Source organism: Thiocystis minor (assembly GCF_016653465.1).
GTDB classification, from domain to species: domain Bacteria; phylum Pseudomonadota; class Gammaproteobacteria; order Chromatiales; family Chromatiaceae; genus Chromatium; species Chromatium minus.
In genome coordinates this window covers 25,978-40,650 of the sequence record NZ_NHSQ01000113.1, presented here as the reverse complement: position 1 = coordinate 40,650, position 14,673 = coordinate 25,978, and the positions used below count along the sequence as shown (strand labels likewise).

Sequence of the window (14,673 nt, the reverse complement as noted above, 5' to 3'; positions counted from 1 at the left end):
CGGCAGTCGGCGCGGTTGGTTGGGCGTGTTCCGGTAAAATCCTGTTCATCCTGTCCATTTCCCGACGAAACCGCCTCTTGGCTGGCCGCGCAACCTTGGAGCGCATCGCGAGCGGTCGGCGCGGATCCGCCTCATGCTTGCCCGATGAACGCGGACGGCTCCCGCGCCGAAGCATTGGCCAAAGTCGACCGGAGCAAAGGCAGTTCCCGGAGCGCCGCATCCCCCGCGAGGTGGGCGCGGACAAAGTCGACGGTCTCGTCGATCACGTCGGCCTGGATCAGCAGCAGATCCCCCGGCTGTGCCTGCCACAGCGCCGATTCCACCGCATTCTGCCAGCCGTGGATGGTCTGGATCTCGCGTACCCGCTGGCCCAGGGCCAATCCCTGATTGAAGATCGACATAATCTCGCCCGGCTGACGTCCACGGGTGTAGTGATCTTCATAAAGGATGACCTGGTCGAAGGCGTGGCCCAGGATCTCGCCCTGACGAATCAGGTCCACGTCGCGTCGATCCCCGGCGGCGGAATAGACGGCCAGCCGACGCCGATGCGGGAAGACCCCGAGGGCCTCAATCAAAGCGATGAGCGCGGAGGGGTTGTGGCCATAGTCGAAGACCACGGTCGCGCCAGCGATGGTCAGCACATTGAAGCGCCCCGGACTCTTGTCCAGATCGGCCCCGAAGGTCTCCAGGGCGACGGTCAGGGTCTCCAAAGGGACGCCCAGGGACCAGAGGGCGGCCGCACCCGCCAGGACATTTTCGACCTGAAAGCCAATCCGCCCGTCGTGGGTCAGAGGGATACGGCTTAATGGGAGCAGGGTCCATTCGTTCCTGCCCTCGGCCAGGATCAGGTCCAACCCCCGCGTGAAGGCCACGCGCCGACCATTCCGCCGGTGGCGCAAAATCAGTGGATGACTGGCCTCTCGGGCGAAGAACAGCACGTCGCCCCGGCAATGCCTGGCCATCCGGGCGACCAGGGGGTCGTCGGCATTCAGCACGGCGGTCCCCTCTGGACCGACTCCGCGCACCAGGGTCTGTTTGACTTCGGCCAGCTCCGCGACGGTGTCGATCCAGCCCAGTCCCAGATGATCCCCCTCGCCGATGTTGGTGACCACCGCCACGTCGCAGGCGTCGAAGCCCAACCCCTCGCGCAGGATGCCGCCCCGGGCGGTCTCCAGCACCGCCGCCTCCACCTGGGGGTTGAGCAGCACCAGCCGGGCGCTTTGGGGTCCGGCGCAGTCATCGGTGTCGATGCGCCGCTCGCCCAGATAGATCCCGTCGGTGCAGGTCATGCCGACGAAGCGTCCGGAGATGCCGAGTCCGTGGGCGATCAGGCGGGTCACGGTGGTTTTGCCGTTGGTCCCGGACACGGCCACGATCGGGACGCGGCCGGTCTCGCCGGGTCGGAACAGGGTGTCGAGACAGGCGTCGGCAATAGAGCACGAGGTGACTGCGTCGAGATAGAGATCGAGCGGCGGGTAGGGGATAACCTCGCTCACCCGACCGCCCTGCGACTCCAGGGACCGCGTGATATCCGCCATCGCCAGACGCACCTCCGCCGTTTCCAGCCCCAGGGCGCGCACCGCGTCCAGGCAGCGGGCGCGCACCTCCTCGTGGAGCAGGCCGCTCACGTCCGTGGCCGTGGAACCAAGTGCGTTGCCGCTGGAATCCGGTTGCCACCAGAGCGCGGCCAGCACGCGCTGTCCGGCCACCAATATCCGATAGTGGGCATCCGTGACCGGTGCCTCGGTACAGGTCAGGCCAGTGGCCGCCAGCAAGGTGTCGAGCAATTCCCGATTCCGGGCCGCCTCCAGGGTCGCTGGCTCGGTCTCGGCCAGGGCCGTGCGGAACCAGCGTCGCTGCCGGGCGCCGTGACCGAATTGCAGCACCTCGCCGGGCAGTCGCCGCACCGGGATGCCGCGTGCCTGGGCCGCCGTCAGGAGCGCGGCGCAGGTGGGCGAGAGCGCGATGTCCCGTGCCTTCGCGCGCAGTGCCTCCAGCAGGCGCTCGGTGTCGCACTGGATACCGGCCAAGGCGGCCTTGACGATTTCGAGCGCGGTTTCGGCGCAGTCCGCCGCCGGCAGCCCCTCGATCGACTGGAACACCAGGCGATAGACGCCCGGTTCGGAGGTGCGGCGTACCCGCGTAAAATCGGGGCGCTTGCCGATGCGGGCGGCCAGCTCAAGGATGATCTCCAGAAGCACCTGCGTCAGCCAGCGTTCATGGCGCTTCTGGTCGTGTTTGATGGGCGGTCGACGCGGTCGCTTCAGACCCGGTAGCATTCGGCCCAGGCGCGGACGCAGATAGGCGGACGACCACAGGATGTCGCCGGGCGGATGATCGGAGAGATCCAGCCAGACTTCGGCCACGGGAAAATCGGCCCAGAGGTTAAGGCCGCGCAATTCACGAACTCTGCGGATATGCACTCGATCTGACCCGACACGCAATTGAACGGGCGTTCCTCCTCGGGCGCGCTGGCCGACCTTGCGTCGGCGGGCGCGCGGACCGAGGAACCTGGATCAGCAGGGATCGCGCGCCCGTCGCGCGATCCGTACTCGACCCTCCATGGGCCACGAGCGACGCGCGAGCGGAGGTCGGGTGGGGAGGTCGCGGCGAGATGCTATGACGGGGGCGCGCGAAAGTCGAGATCCGCGAATCCGCCCAGCGTCTCCGCGGTTGCCATCGACCGGCCGTTCTGGAAAAGCGGCGAGCCAAGTGCGACCATTGGCGTCTCCCGTGCGCCGTGCCGGCGCTCGCTCGTTTCATGGATCCCGACAGTCCCTTGGCCCAACCAGCATCTCCAACCGATCTTCCGTCACCTCCCTGGGACGCTCCGAACGGCCCCTTACCGCCCTGGACCGCCGCCCTTCAATCTCAACTCGACGCGGGAGAATTCCCACTCGCCTGGTTCGCGCCGGACCTGAATCAGCGGCTCCAGTATCACGCCGGTTTCCTGTGTCTGACGCCGCGCCGGCTGTTGGGCCCGAATCCGACCGGGGCCGCCGAGTCCTGGATGTCCTGGCCGCTGGCCGAACTGGACCAGGTGCGAGCCGGTCAGCGTGGTGACGCGGGATTCCTGGAGCTGCTGGGGACGGACCGCCGGCTCGCGTACTGGCGCCATACCGCCGCCTGCCAGGCGTCGGCCAAACGCTTTGCCGCGCATTGCACCGCCGCCCTTGACCGACTCCGCGGAAGGGCAGTCACGGGAGGCGAAGGCCAGGGGACCATCTGCCCCACCTGCGGTGCCGTGGTCCCCTCTGGCCAGAGCGATTGCGCCTTTTGCGTCGCCCCGCCGCTGCCGCCGCCCGGTCGTTCGCTCTGGCGGCTCACCCGCTTCGCGCGCCCGCGGGCCGGACTCATTGCCCTGGGCTTCGGTCTCATGCTCGCCTGCACGGCGGTCAGTCTGGTGCCGCCCTATCTCACGATCCCCTTGCTGGACGAGGTGCTGATTCCTCATCAAAGCACCGGCGCCCCCCTGGATTACCGGCTCGCCCTCTTCTATCTGGCCGGTCTCGGGGGCGCGGCGCTGCTCGCCTGGCTGCTCGGCTGGGGCCGCACCTACGTGCTGGCCGTGGTGAGCGAGCGCATCGCCGCCGACCTGCGCGGCGCGACCTACGCACACTTACAGACACTGTCGCTGGAGTTCTTCGGCGGCAAGCGCACCGGGGATCTGATGGCGCGCATCGGCAGCGACACCGAACGGCTCTGCCATTTCCTTTCGGTCAGCCTGCTTGACCTGATGAATGACCTGCTGACCATCCTGATGGTCTCGGTGGTGCTTTTCTCGATCGATCCGGTGCTGGCGCTGGTCACCCTGGCTCCATTTCCCCTGATCGCCTGGCTGGTCCAGGTGGTGCGCGCGCGTCTGCGCCACGGCTTCGAGCGCGGCAGTCGTGCCTGGGCGGAGATGACCAGTGTGCTGGCGGACACCATTCCCGGCATCCGGGTGGTCAAGGCATTCACCCAGGAGCGGCGCGAGATCGAGCGCTTCGATCAAGCTAACGAGAACGTGGTTGCGATCAACACCCGGGTCAACACGCTTTGGTCTTTCTTCGGCGCGACCGTGACCTTTCTCACCGAACTGGGGCTGCTGGTGGTTTGGGCCTTCGGGGTCTGGCAGGTCGGTCAGGATCATGTGACGGTGGGCGTGCTGACCGCCTTCATTGCCTACATCGGTCGCTTCTACGCCCGCTTGGAGACCCTCAGCCGCTTGGTCGGAGCGGTGCAGCGCGCCGCCGCCTCGACGCACCGCGTCTTCGAAATCCTGGATCGCATCCCCAGCGTCCCGGAGCCGAGCAAGCCGGTCGCGCTGGGACGGGTCAAGGGGGCCATCGAGTTGCGCGGCGTGTCCTTCAACTATGGACCACGGCGCGTTCTGCACGACATCAACCTCGCGATCCAGCCGGGCGAGATGGTGGGTCTGGTCGGACACACGGGGGCGGGCAAGACCACGCTCGTCAACCTGATCTGCCGCTTCTTCGACGTCGCCGAGGGCCAATTGCTGGTGGATGGCGTCGACGTGCGTTCCTTCCCGGTGGAAGCCTACCGGCGCAACATCGGCATCGTCCTGCAGGAACCTTTCCTGTTTTTCGGCACCATCGCCGACAACATCGCCTACGGCCGTCCGGGCGCCAGCCGGGCCGAGGTGATGGCCGCCGCCCGTGCCGCCCGCGCCCATGAATTCATCCTGCGTCTGCCGGACGGCTATGACTCGCTCGTGGGCGAGCGTGGCCAATCGCTCTCGGGCGGGGAGCGGCAGCGCATCTCCATCGCCCGCGCGCTGCTGACCGACCCTCGGATTCTGATCCTCGACGAGGCCACCTCCTCGGTCGATACCGAGACCGAACGGGAGATCCAGGGCGCCATCGACAACCTGACCCAGGGCCGCACGACCATCGCTATCGCCCATCGTCTCAGCACCCTGCGCCAGGCTGACCGGTTGGTGGTGCTCGAACGCGGCCGGATCGGCGAGGTCGGGACGCACAAGGCACTACTGGAGCAGCGGGGCCTTTACTACCGGCTCTACCACGCCCAAATGGAGCAGGCGAAGCAGCATGTCGTCATTTGAACCGCGTCCGATGCGCCTAGCGTGGATTCCCGTCAGCGATTCCCGCAGGGCGATGGGTTTCCCTGTCCTCGTTCCCAGCAAACCTCATCGGAAGACGGAGCCGGGTGAGGAATGCCCTCGGCGTCGAGGTGCGCGATGAAGATCCGCCAGCGACGCACGCCTGCCCGATCCAGATCGAGACGGAGCAGCCAGCCGGTCGTGTTGACAGCCTCGGTGAAGCCGTTGAAGACGAAATTCCCCAGGCTGTAAATGACCGGCTTGCCGCGATACGACGCGATGTCCTGGGTGACATGGGGATGACCGCCGACGACCGCGTCCGCCCCGGCGTCGATCATCAGGTGCGCCAGTTGGCGTTGACGCGGACTGGCGACGGTCTCGTGCTCCCAGCCCCAGTGCAGGATCGGGATCACCAGATCGGCGTGAAAAACCTCGCGAGCCTTGGCGATATCGAGTTGTACCTGCTCGTCCTCGCTCCAGGCAATCCCCGGTTTGTCGTAATCGGCCTCGAAGCTGCGCGGCAGGAACTCGTTGTAGCCCAACAGCGCGATCCGCAGGCCATGACGCTCGATCACCAACGGCCGATGCGCCCGCGACAAGTCGCTGCCGCCTCCGAACCAGCCGATGCTTTCCTGTCCCAGAAGGTCGAGCATCTCGCCGAAGGCAACCGGGCCGAAGTCGCCGGAGTGATTATTTGCCAGGCTCACCGCATCGAAATGCCGCTTGAGCGTCTGCAAGACGCGCGGATGGGCGCGGAAGGTGTAGGGCTTTCCCGGTTCGGGCTCCCCACGGGTGGCGACGACACATTCGAGATTGCCCACGCGAATGTCGGCGCCGTCCAGGATGGTGGCAAAGGGCGCAAAGGGATCGCGACCACTGCGGATCGCCTCGCCCGGCGTCTCGTCGAGCATGAGATCGCCGACGATCGCGAGTGTGACGATTGGTTCAGGAGGACAGCTCTCTGCCACGGCAAAACCAGAGGCGGTGAAAGCGCCGCAGAGAATCACGGCCAGACGCGAGCGATAAGCCAAAATCATTGGGCGACCTCGATCAGTGTGCAACCATATTGCAACTCTCGCTCCCGACCGGGGGAATACAGAAAATGACGACCGGTCAGGGCATCGCTCGCCCCGCCGGTTTGAATCGCGGGTGTTTCGTATCTTGCTTCATGCAGCAACATCCAGCGCCCGTTGGCGCGATAATAGCTGTAGAGCTTGACGTAACGGACCTGCTGTTCGTCGCCGACCGCCACCGCCTTGAAACGAAACCGTCCGTTGATGTCGGTGGACTCGACGCGGTAAGGGTCGGTGACCGGAGCGGATTCGCTCGTTTGGGTCGTGCCGCCCTGATCGAGCGTGCAGCGCAAACGCGGCGCGGCGAGCGCCGTTGCCGGGAGGGCGCAGATGGCGAGCAGGCCAATCAAGCCCATCGAATCGAACCAGCCGACGGAGCGGATGGCGGGTTTGGTGGAGCCTGGAAACATCGCCTCTTTCCTGGTTGACCGATAGAATGGAGATGGAAACAGAATGCGCGCCAACAATGCAAATCCTCGACAGGTAGAGGCATGACCACCAGCGACGAAACGGCCCATCAACCCCCCGATTTTCACCTAAGCATCAACCCGTTCGGTCGACTGACCTACATCGACGCCACAGGTGTCGAGCACCAGGATGCGATTCCGGTACGGGCCTACCCGTTGAGCGATCCCCGGCGCTGGGTGACCCTCTGCGATCGCGAGGGGCGGGAACTGCGCTGCATTGAGGATCTGGCCGACCTGCCGCCCGATGTCCGCGCGATTCTGGAAGACGAGCTCGCCCAACGGGAATTCGTCCCTCGCATCTTGCGGGTGATCCAGGTTTCCAGCTATCTGGAACCCGCGGAATGGGAGGTGGAAACCGATTGTGGTCCGACTCGCTTCGTCCTCAAGACTGAAGAGGACGTGCGCCGCCTGGGTCCCCACAGCGCTCTGATCCTGGATTCCCATGGTGTTCGCTACCTCGTCCCCGACACCCGCGACCTCACCCCCTATGGCCGGCGGGCAGTGGACCGATATTTATGAGGGATACTTTTGAATCTATCCGAACCGTCGCCCCACAATGAGCGTGCTCCGTCACCGGACAGTTCGACGAATGACGGAATGGCGTGGGTCGCGACGCGCACGGGCGTGGCTACCTTGACCTGATTCAGGTCATCCCGAATGCCTGAAGCAGCTCGAACAGGCCAAAGGCGATACCGCCGGCGGCGGGGATCGTTAGGATCCAGGCCCACAGCATACGCTCGACCACGGTCCAACGAATGGCCGAGAAGCGCTTCGCCGCGCCCACGCCCAGGATGGCGGCGGAGATGTTGTGGGTGGTGGACACCGGGATGCCCAGTGAGGAGGCTAGGGTAATGACGCTGGCGGCGGCGGTCTCGGCGGCGAAACCGTGGATCGGGTGCAGGCGGACGATCTTGTGACCCAGGGTCTTGATGATCCGCCAGCCGCCGACCGCCGTCCCGGCGGCCATCGTCAGGGCGCAGGTCACCTTGATCCAGGTATCGATGTCGCCGTAGGCGATGGCCGCCTCGCTGGGACGCAGCCAGGTCAGCCAGTCGGGCAGTGTCTCCAGGGTGCCAGCCTGATGCGCCGAAAGCAGGGCCAGCGCGATGATTCCCATCGTCTTTTGGGCATCGTTGAGGCCGTGGGCGAGCCCCATGTAAGCCGCCGAGCCAAGCTGGGCCTTGCCGAAGAAGGCATTGACCCAGCGCGGCCGGGCGAGACGTCGGAGCAGCCCGCCCCGGCGGGCCATCGCCCAGAACAACGCGAAAAGCAAACCCATCGCTAGAAAGCCCGCGGTAAAGCCGAGCAGTGGGCTGCTGAACATGGGGACCACGACCTTCCAGAGCACACCCGCCCCCTTGTACCAGGGATCGGCTGGCTCAGACCAGATCACGGACGACCATTGCAGGTCGGTCGCCGCGACGGCCGCACCGCACAGGCCGCCGATCAGTGCATGCGAGGACGAGGACGGCAGGCCGACAAACCAGGTCGCCAGGTTCCAGACGATACCGCCGGCCAGCGCGCAGAGGATCAACTGCGAGGTGACCTCGACGACGGTCTGATCCAGCAGTCCGGAGGCGATCGTCTTGGCCACCGCCGTGCCCCAGAGCGCGCCGAGCAGGTTGGTCGTGGCCGCCAGCGCGACCGCCTGCATCGGTGTCAGCACCTTGGTCGCGACCACGGTGGCGATGGAGTTGGCGGTATCGTGAAAACCGTTGATGTATTCGAACACGAGTGCGGTGATGACCACCGCAATGAGGAGAGTCAGCACACCAGTCTCCTCAGCTATTCTTGAGCACGATCTGATAAGCGACCAGACCGGCCTCGCGGCAGCGATCGATGGCCTTCTCCAGGATCTCGAAAAATTCCTTGATCAGGAACATCTGCTGACCATCGAAGTGCCCGGCGTAGATGTCGCGATAGAGTTCGAGCATCAACCGATCGGCCTCGCTCTCGATGGAGCGCAGACGGTCATTCAGATGCTTCATCTCTTCGAGCTTCATGCGGCGGAGCTGACGGACCATTTCCGCCACCACTGTTGCCGCCTGCGCGAGCATGGCCGCGCGCGGGGCGAAATCGATCCCGTCCAGGAGCTGGGTGGCCAGGGCGTAACGCTCGGCGAACCGCTCTACCTGCTTGGGAATGCGGACCAACGCGGAGTTCAACGCCTCGATATCCTCGCGATCCAGCGCGGTGACGAAGCTGTTGACCAGCTCTTCGTTGATCTGATCGGCAATCGCGCGCTCGCGCTGACGAGCCAGCCGGAAGGCGTCCAATGCCGGGGGTTGGTCGCGTTCCAAGAGCATCCGGTACAGCGCCGTGGTGCTGTCAGCCGCCGCCGTGGCGGCCTCCTCAAGCAAGCCAAAGAACTGATTGCCTTTGCCGAAGATCGTCTGAAGCGAGAACATGGAGTGGCCTCAAAGGTTGCGAAAAAATCAATGTTTGGTCTGTCGCGGCGTTAAAGGCGCACGGTTGCTGGCGCGGCGATCCCGCCGGCTGGCCTGGTGCCATCATGGGGGACAGGAAAAGGTTGGATGCATCTTCTCCGTTTCCGAGTTTCGTTGGTGCCAAAGCGAAGCGACGCATCAGGTTGAGCCCAAGGGCAACTGCATATCTTAAACCTTAGCGGTTCCGCGCACCCACCGTCGCTGTTGGTCTTGCCGAGAAAGACGTCCTGATTTTCACGTGCTCAATTGCTATGCTTCATCCTCCTCTTAGGCTATATTGCTGCATAGCAGCATAAACCGCGAGCTTGCTCGTGACCACGATTTCGGCCGGTGAACTGGCCGCTTCAGAGGCTAACCGATGCTTCGTAAGATTCTGATCGCGAACCGCGGCGAGATTGCGGTCCGTGTCATCCGTGCCTGCGCCGAGATGGGGATCCGCTCGGCGGCCATCTATGCCGAGGCCGACCGTCATTCGCTCCATGTCAAAAAGGCCGACGAAGCCTATAGCCTGGGCAGCGATCCGCTGGCGGGCTATCTCAATGTCCACAACATCGTCAACCTGGCCCTGACGACCGGGTGCGATGCCGTGCATCCCGGCTACGGTTTTCTGTCCGAAAACCCGGAACTGGCGCGCGCCTGCGCGCGCCGCGGACTGACCTTCATCGGCCCGACCGCCGAGGTGATCGCCCGCATGGGCGACAAGACCGAGGCGCGGCTCGCGATGCAGAAGGCCGGTGTCCCGGTGACGCCCGGCAGCCCCGGCAATCTGGAGAGCCTGGACGCGGCCCTGCGGTTCGCCGATGAGATCGGCTATCCGATCATGCTCAAGGCCACTTCCGGCGGCGGCGGGCGCGGCATCCGGCGCTGCGACGATGCCTATGCACTGCGCAACAATTACGAGCGCGTCATCTCCGAGGCCACCAAGGCGTTTGGTCGCGCCGAGGTGTTCCTGGAAAAGTGCGTGGTCAATCCCAAGCACATCGAAGTTCAGATCTTGGGCGATCATCATGGCAACTGCGTGCATCTCTACGAGCGCGATTGCTCGATCCAGCGACGCAATCAGAAGCTGATCGAGATCGCCCCCTCGCCGCAGCTCGACGAGGCCGAACGCCAGTATGTCGGCGGCCTGGCGGTGCTGGCGGCGCGCGCTGTCGGTTACACCAATGCCGGCACCATCGAGTTTTTGCGCGATTCGGACGGGCGTTTCTATTTCATGGAGATGAACACCCGCATCCAGGTCGAACACACCATCACCGAGACCATCACCGGGGTTGACCTGGTGGAGGAACAGATCCGCATCGCCGCCGGGCTGCCGCTGCGTTTCAAACAGCACGAGATCCAACGGCGCGGCTTCGCGATGCAGTTCCGCGTCAATGCCGAGGATCCCAAGAACAACTTCCTGCCGAGTTTCGGGCGCATCTCGCGCTATTACGCCCCCGGCGGTCCGGGCGTGCGCACCGATGGGGCGATCTACACCGGCTACACGGTCCCGCCGCATTATGATTCGATGCTGGCCAAGGTCATTGTCTGGGCGCTGAACTGGGAGGATGTCGTCAATCGCGGCCATCGCGCGCTGCGCGACATCGGCGTGTATGGTGTCAAGACCACCATCCCCTTCTATCAGGAGATCCTGCGCCATCCCGATTTCCGCTCCGGATGCTTCGATACCAGCTTTCTGGAGACCCATCCGGAGTTGCTGGACTATTCGACCAAGCGTCGCCGCGAGGACGTTGCCGCCGTGCTGGCGGCGGCGATCGCGGCGCATGCGGGGCTTTAAATAGTTGGCAGTTGGCAGTTGGCAGTTGGCAGTTGGCAGAAAATGCTGCGGACAAGACGGAAGCGATGCAATGGGTTTGATACGGTTCGAGGATCTTGATGTTTGGAAACGATCCGCGCGGCTCAGTACCGAGCTGTACAAGACGCTTGTGGGTTTACGTGATTTTGGATTTCGTGATCAGATCACGCGCTCAGGACTCTCCGTCCCCAGCAATATCGCGGAGGGCATGGAACGACGCTCCAGCAAGGATCAGCAACGCTATCTCGACATTGCCCTTGGCTCATGTGGTGAACTGCGCACCCAGATTTATATCGGAATTGAGATTGGCTACATCGAAAAGCACACAGGAAGCCTCTGGGTTTCTGAAACACGAGAGATTTCCGCCATGCTCGTCAGCCTCCGCAACACGCTCGCTGACAACTGACAACTGACAACTGACAACTGACAACTGACAACTGACAACTTCTTAACAATATGCCAAAGATCAACATCACCGACGTCGTCCTGCGCGACGCCCACCAGTCATTGTTCGCGACGCGCCTGCGCACCGAGGACATGCTGCCGATCTGTCCCAAGCTGGACGCCATCGGCTACTGGTCGCTGGAATGCTGGGGCGGCGCGACCTTCGACGCCTGCGTGCGCTTCCTGAAAGAAGACCCCTGGGAGCGTCTGCGCCAACTGCGCGAGGCACTGCCGAAGACGCGCCTGCAGATGCTGCTGCGCGGCCAGAATCTGCTTGGCTACCGGCATTATTCCGATGATGTCGTGCGCGCCTTCGTGGCCCGTGCCGCCCAGAACGGCATGGATGTGTTCCGCATCTTCGATGCACTCAACGATCCGCGTAATCTCAAGACCGCGATCGAGGCGACCAAGGCCGCCGGCAAGCATGCTCAGGGGACCATCTGCTACACGGTCAGTCCGGTTCACACCGTGGCCGGTTTCGTCCAGTTGGGGAAGGAACTGGCGGCCATGGGGTGCGACTCCATCGCCCTCAAGGACATGGCGGGGCTGCTGACGCCCTATGTCACCGCCGAGCTGGTGAAGGCGTTGAAGGATAGCGTCGACCTGCCGTTGCATCTGCACTCGCACGCCACCTCCGGTCTGGCCGATATGTGCCACCTGAAGGCAATCGAGAATGGCTGCGACACCCTGGATACCGCCATTTCATCGATGGCTGGCGGCACCTCGCACCCGCCCACCGAGAGCCTGGTCGCGGCACTGCGCGGCACCGAGTACGACACCGGTCTGGACCTGGAGGCGATCCAGGAAGTTGGCATGTACTTCTATCAGGTGCGCAAAAAATACCATCAGTTCGAGAGCGAGTTTACGGGCGTGGATACCCGCGTCCAGGTCAACCAGGTGCCCGGCGGCATGATCTCCAATCTGGCCAACCAGTTGAAGGAACAGAATTCACTGGAGCGCATGAACGCGGTGCTCGAAGAGATCCCGCGGGTGCGCAAGGATCTCGGCTATCCGCCGCTGGTGACCCCGACCTCGCAGATCGTCGGCACCCAGGCGGTGCTCAACGTCCTGACCGACAAGCGTTATCAGACCATCACCAACGAGGTGAAGCTCTATCTTCAGGGGCGCTACGGACGCGCACCGGGCGCGATCAACCCGACCCTGCAACAGCAGGCCATCGGCAACGAGGATCTGATCGACTGCCGCCCGGCCGACCTGTTGACACCGGAGATGGAGCGACTCCGCCACGAGATCGGCGAACTCGCGACCTCGGAGGAGGACGCCCTGACCTATGCCATGTTCCCTGAAATCGGGCGCGCCTTCCTGGAACACCGCGCCGCCGGCACCCTGCACCCGGAACCTCTGGAGCCGCTGCCCAGCAGCACCGGTCCCCGCACCGCGCCCACCGAGTTCAACATCGCCGTCCATGGCGAGACCTATCACGTCAAGGTGACGGGCACGGGTCATAAGAGCCAGGACGAGCGTCATTTCTATTTCGCGATCGACGGCATTCCGGAAGAGGTGGTGGTCGAGACGCTCGACGAACTGGTGTTGACGGGCGGCGCCCAGGGCGCGGTCAAGAAGGCCATCGCCGGCAAACGGCCCAAACCCACCCAGCCCGGCCATGTCGCCACCTCGATGCCCGGTAACATCGTCGACGTGCTGGTGAAGGAAGGCGATACGGTCACGGCCGGTCAGCCGGTGCTGATCACCGAGGCGATGAAGATGGAGACCGAGATCCAGGCCCCCATCGCCGGGACGGTGACGGCGGTGTTCGTCATCAAGGGCGATGCGGTGAATCCGGATGAGGTGCTGCTGGAGATCACGCCGGCTGAGGTTTGACCGTCAGGCGCCGGATTCTGGTCATCGTCTCGCGATGACCATGATCAGCCCAAGAAAATTGCCGTACTCGTTCTCCGGCCCGACCATGACATCTCGCCAGAGATCCTCTGTTCACGATTCGACGGCCGCCAAGGCGCTGTGGTGGCGCGAATACATGAAATAGATCACTAGCCCCAGCGCCAGCCACAACCCGAAACGCAGCCAAGTCACGAGTGGCAGATTCAGCATCAGATAAAGGCAGGAGATCGCGCCAAGCAGGGGAACGACTGGCGACCAGGGGGTCTTGAAAGGGCGCGGCAAATCGGGATGCGTCGCGCGCAGGCTGACCACGCCAATGCAGACCAGGAAGAAGGCGGCAAGGGTGCCGATGTTGACCAGTTCGGCGACCTCGCCGATGGGTGTCAAGCCCGCGACCGCCGCCATCAACAACCCGCTCACCACAATGACCCGAATCGGGGTATGGGTCCGTGCGTTCACCCGCGCGAAGAGCGGGGGTAGCAGCCCGTCGCGCGACATCGCAAGGAAGACCCGTGTCAATCCATAAAAGAGCACCAGCATGACCGTGGTCAGGCCGGCAATCGCTCCCGCCGCGACCAGTGCGGCAGCCCAGGGATAACCGAGCCGTAGCATCACATCGGCGACCGGGGAGCCGACGTTGAGGCTGGGATAGGCCACGACCGCCGTGAGCAGCCCCGAGACCACAATGTAGATCAGGGTGCAGACTCCAAGCGAAACCAGAATCCCGATGGGCAGGTCGCGCTGGGGATGGCGGGCTTCCTCGGCGGCGGTCGAAACGGCATCGAAGCCGACATAGGCAAAAAAGATCAACGCCGCGCCGCCCATGACCCCGTTCCAGCCGAACGGCATAAAGGGACTCCAGTTGGCGGGTTGGACATGGGATGCCGCCACCAGGATAAAAATCGTGATGGCGATTAGCTTGACCACCACCATGATCGCATTGAACCGCGCGCTCTCGCGCACCCCGAAGCTCAGGAGCGCCGCCAGGATCAGCACGATCAGCGCGGCCGGCAGATTCACCAGCCCGCCCTCCAGCGGCCCCTTCGTCAACAGCTCCGGGAGGGCCAGCCCAACCGCCGTCAGGGCGTTGTTGACATAGCCGGACCAGCCGATCGCGACCGCCGAGGTCGCCACGCCATATTCCAGGATCAGATCCCAGCCGATGATCCAGGCGACGATCTCGCCGAGTCCCGCGTAGCTGTAGCCGTAAGCACTCCCGCAACCGCCCACGGACGCGGCTAGTTCGGCATAGGCCAGGGCACTGAAGGCGCAGGCGGTGCCGGCGACCAGATAGGACAGGATGATGGCCGGGCCCGCCTGGGTCGCCGCCGCGACGCCCGTCAGCACGAAGATCCCGGCCCCGATGATGGCGCCGATCCCGAGCAGGGTGAGATCCAGGGGACCGAGCACCCGCCGCAGTTCCCCACCGTGCAAGTCGTGACCCGCGTTGATCATCTTGGTTCGGAGTAATTCGGACAACCGCATGGAACCTCCTGAAAAATCAAATGGACTGGGGGATCGCCAC

At 64.2% G+C, this 14,673-nt stretch carries 11 protein-coding genes; 5 read left to right on the top strand and 6 right to left on the bottom strand.

Going from position 1 to position 14,673, the window contains the following annotated elements:
* Positions 1-131: 131 nt before the first annotated feature.
* A complete protein-coding gene (locus CCR95_RS16055) occupies positions 132-2,366 on the bottom strand; it encodes a Mur ligase family protein (protein ID WP_338115412.1) in 2,235 nt (744 codons plus the stop codon).
* Positions 2,367-2,761: 395 nt separating this feature from the next.
* Here CCR95_RS16055 and CCR95_RS16050 point away from each other — a divergent pair, with 395 nt between their 5' ends.
* Positions 2,762-5,065, top strand: coding sequence for a cyanophycin metabolism-associated ABC transporter (locus CCR95_RS16050; protein ID WP_201096157.1), 2,304 nt, complete (start codon positions 2,762-2,764; stop codon positions 5,063-5,065).
* 32 nt (positions 5,066-5,097) lie between these two features.
* On the opposite strand, the gene CCR95_RS16045 is transcribed toward CCR95_RS16050, so the two are convergent.
* A complete protein-coding gene (locus CCR95_RS16045) occupies positions 5,098-6,099 on the bottom strand; it encodes a CapA family protein (RefSeq protein WP_201096156.1) in 1,002 nt (333 codons plus the stop codon).
* Complete coding sequence (locus CCR95_RS16040) at positions 6,096-6,545, bottom strand: hypothetical protein (RefSeq protein ID WP_201096155.1); 450 nt, start codon at positions 6,543-6,545, stop codon at positions 6,096-6,098. The genes CCR95_RS16045 and CCR95_RS16040 overlap by 4 nt, the downstream gene beginning before the upstream one ends.
* Before the next feature lie 81 nt (positions 6,546-6,626).
* On the opposite strand from CCR95_RS16040, the gene CCR95_RS16035 reads away from it, so the two are divergent.
* Positions 6,627-7,121 carry a cyanophycin metabolism-associated DUF1854 family protein gene (locus tag CCR95_RS16035; RefSeq protein ID WP_201096154.1) on the top strand — a complete coding sequence of 165 codons (495 nt, stop codon included), beginning with the start codon at positions 6,627-6,629 and terminating at the stop codon, positions 7,119-7,121.
* 124 nt (positions 7,122-7,245) lie between these two features.
* Here CCR95_RS16035 and CCR95_RS16030 read toward each other — a convergent pair whose 3' ends face one another.
* Together CCR95_RS16030 and CCR95_RS16025 are read right to left on the bottom strand one after the other, a co-directional pair.
* Positions 7,246-8,373 carry an inorganic phosphate transporter gene (locus CCR95_RS16030; protein ID WP_201096153.1) on the bottom strand — a complete coding sequence of 376 codons (1,128 nt, stop codon included), beginning with the start codon at positions 8,371-8,373 and terminating at the stop codon, positions 7,246-7,248.
* A 10-nt stretch (positions 8,374-8,383) separates the two neighbouring features.
* Positions 8,384-9,010, bottom strand: a complete 627-nt coding sequence (locus CCR95_RS16025; protein ID WP_201096152.1) for a DUF47 domain-containing protein — start codon at positions 9,008-9,010, stop codon at positions 8,384-8,386.
* 397 nt (positions 9,011-9,407) lie between these two features.
* On the opposite strand from CCR95_RS16025, the gene CCR95_RS16020 reads away from it, so the two are divergent.
* The 3 genes from CCR95_RS16020 (at position 9,408) to oadA (ending at position 13,130) form a co-directional block, all read left to right on the top strand.
* Positions 9,408-10,826, top strand: a complete 1,419-nt coding sequence (locus tag CCR95_RS16020; RefSeq protein ID WP_201096151.1) for an acetyl-CoA carboxylase biotin carboxylase subunit — start codon at positions 9,408-9,410, stop codon at positions 10,824-10,826.
* A 70-nt stretch (positions 10,827-10,896) separates the two neighbouring features.
* A complete protein-coding gene (locus CCR95_RS16015) occupies positions 10,897-11,250 on the top strand; it encodes a four helix bundle protein (protein ID WP_201096150.1) in 354 nt (117 codons plus the stop codon).
* A 50-nt stretch (positions 11,251-11,300) separates the two neighbouring features.
* Positions 11,301-13,130: a sodium-extruding oxaloacetate decarboxylase subunit alpha gene (oadA, locus tag CCR95_RS16010; RefSeq protein ID WP_201096149.1), complete on the top strand. Its 1,830-nt coding sequence runs from the start codon at positions 11,301-11,303 to the stop codon at positions 13,128-13,130.
* A 111-nt stretch (positions 13,131-13,241) separates the two neighbouring features.
* On the opposite strand, the gene CCR95_RS16005 is transcribed toward oadA, so the two are convergent.
* Positions 13,242-14,633 carry an APC family permease gene (locus CCR95_RS16005; RefSeq protein ID WP_201096148.1) on the bottom strand — a complete coding sequence of 464 codons (1,392 nt, stop codon included), beginning with the start codon at positions 14,631-14,633 and terminating at the stop codon, positions 13,242-13,244.
* Positions 14,634-14,673 lie beyond the last annotated feature (40 nt).

Excerpts from the sequence above, each read along its gene's own strand:
- CCR95_RS16045 (WP_201096156.1), bottom strand. The coding sequence starts at position 6,099 with ATGATTTTGGCTTATCGCTCGCGTCTGGCCGTGATTCTCTGCGGCGCT.
- CCR95_RS16050 (WP_201096157.1), top strand. The coding sequence starts at position 2,762 with ATGGATCCCGACAGTCCCTTGGCCCAACCAGCATCTCCAACCGATCTT.
- CCR95_RS16025 (WP_201096152.1), bottom strand. The coding sequence starts at position 9,010 with ATGTTCTCGCTTCAGACGATCTTCGGCAAAGGCAATCAGTTCTTTGGC.
- CCR95_RS16005 (WP_201096148.1), bottom strand. The coding sequence starts at position 14,633 with ATGCGGTTGTCCGAATTACTCCGAACCAAGATGATCAACGCGGGTCAC.
- CCR95_RS16035 (WP_201096154.1), top strand. The coding sequence starts at position 6,627 with ATGACCACCAGCGACGAAACGGCCCATCAACCCCCCGATTTTCACCTA.
- CCR95_RS16015 (WP_201096150.1), top strand. The coding sequence starts at position 10,897 with ATGGGTTTGATACGGTTCGAGGATCTTGATGTTTGGAAACGATCCGCG.
- oadA (WP_201096149.1), top strand. The coding sequence starts at position 11,301 with ATGCCAAAGATCAACATCACCGACGTCGTCCTGCGCGACGCCCACCAG.
- CCR95_RS16040 (WP_201096155.1), bottom strand. The coding sequence starts at position 6,545 with ATGTTTCCAGGCTCCACCAAACCCGCCATCCGCTCCGTCGGCTGGTTC.
- CCR95_RS16020 (WP_201096151.1), top strand. The coding sequence starts at position 9,408 with ATGCTTCGTAAGATTCTGATCGCGAACCGCGGCGAGATTGCGGTCCGT.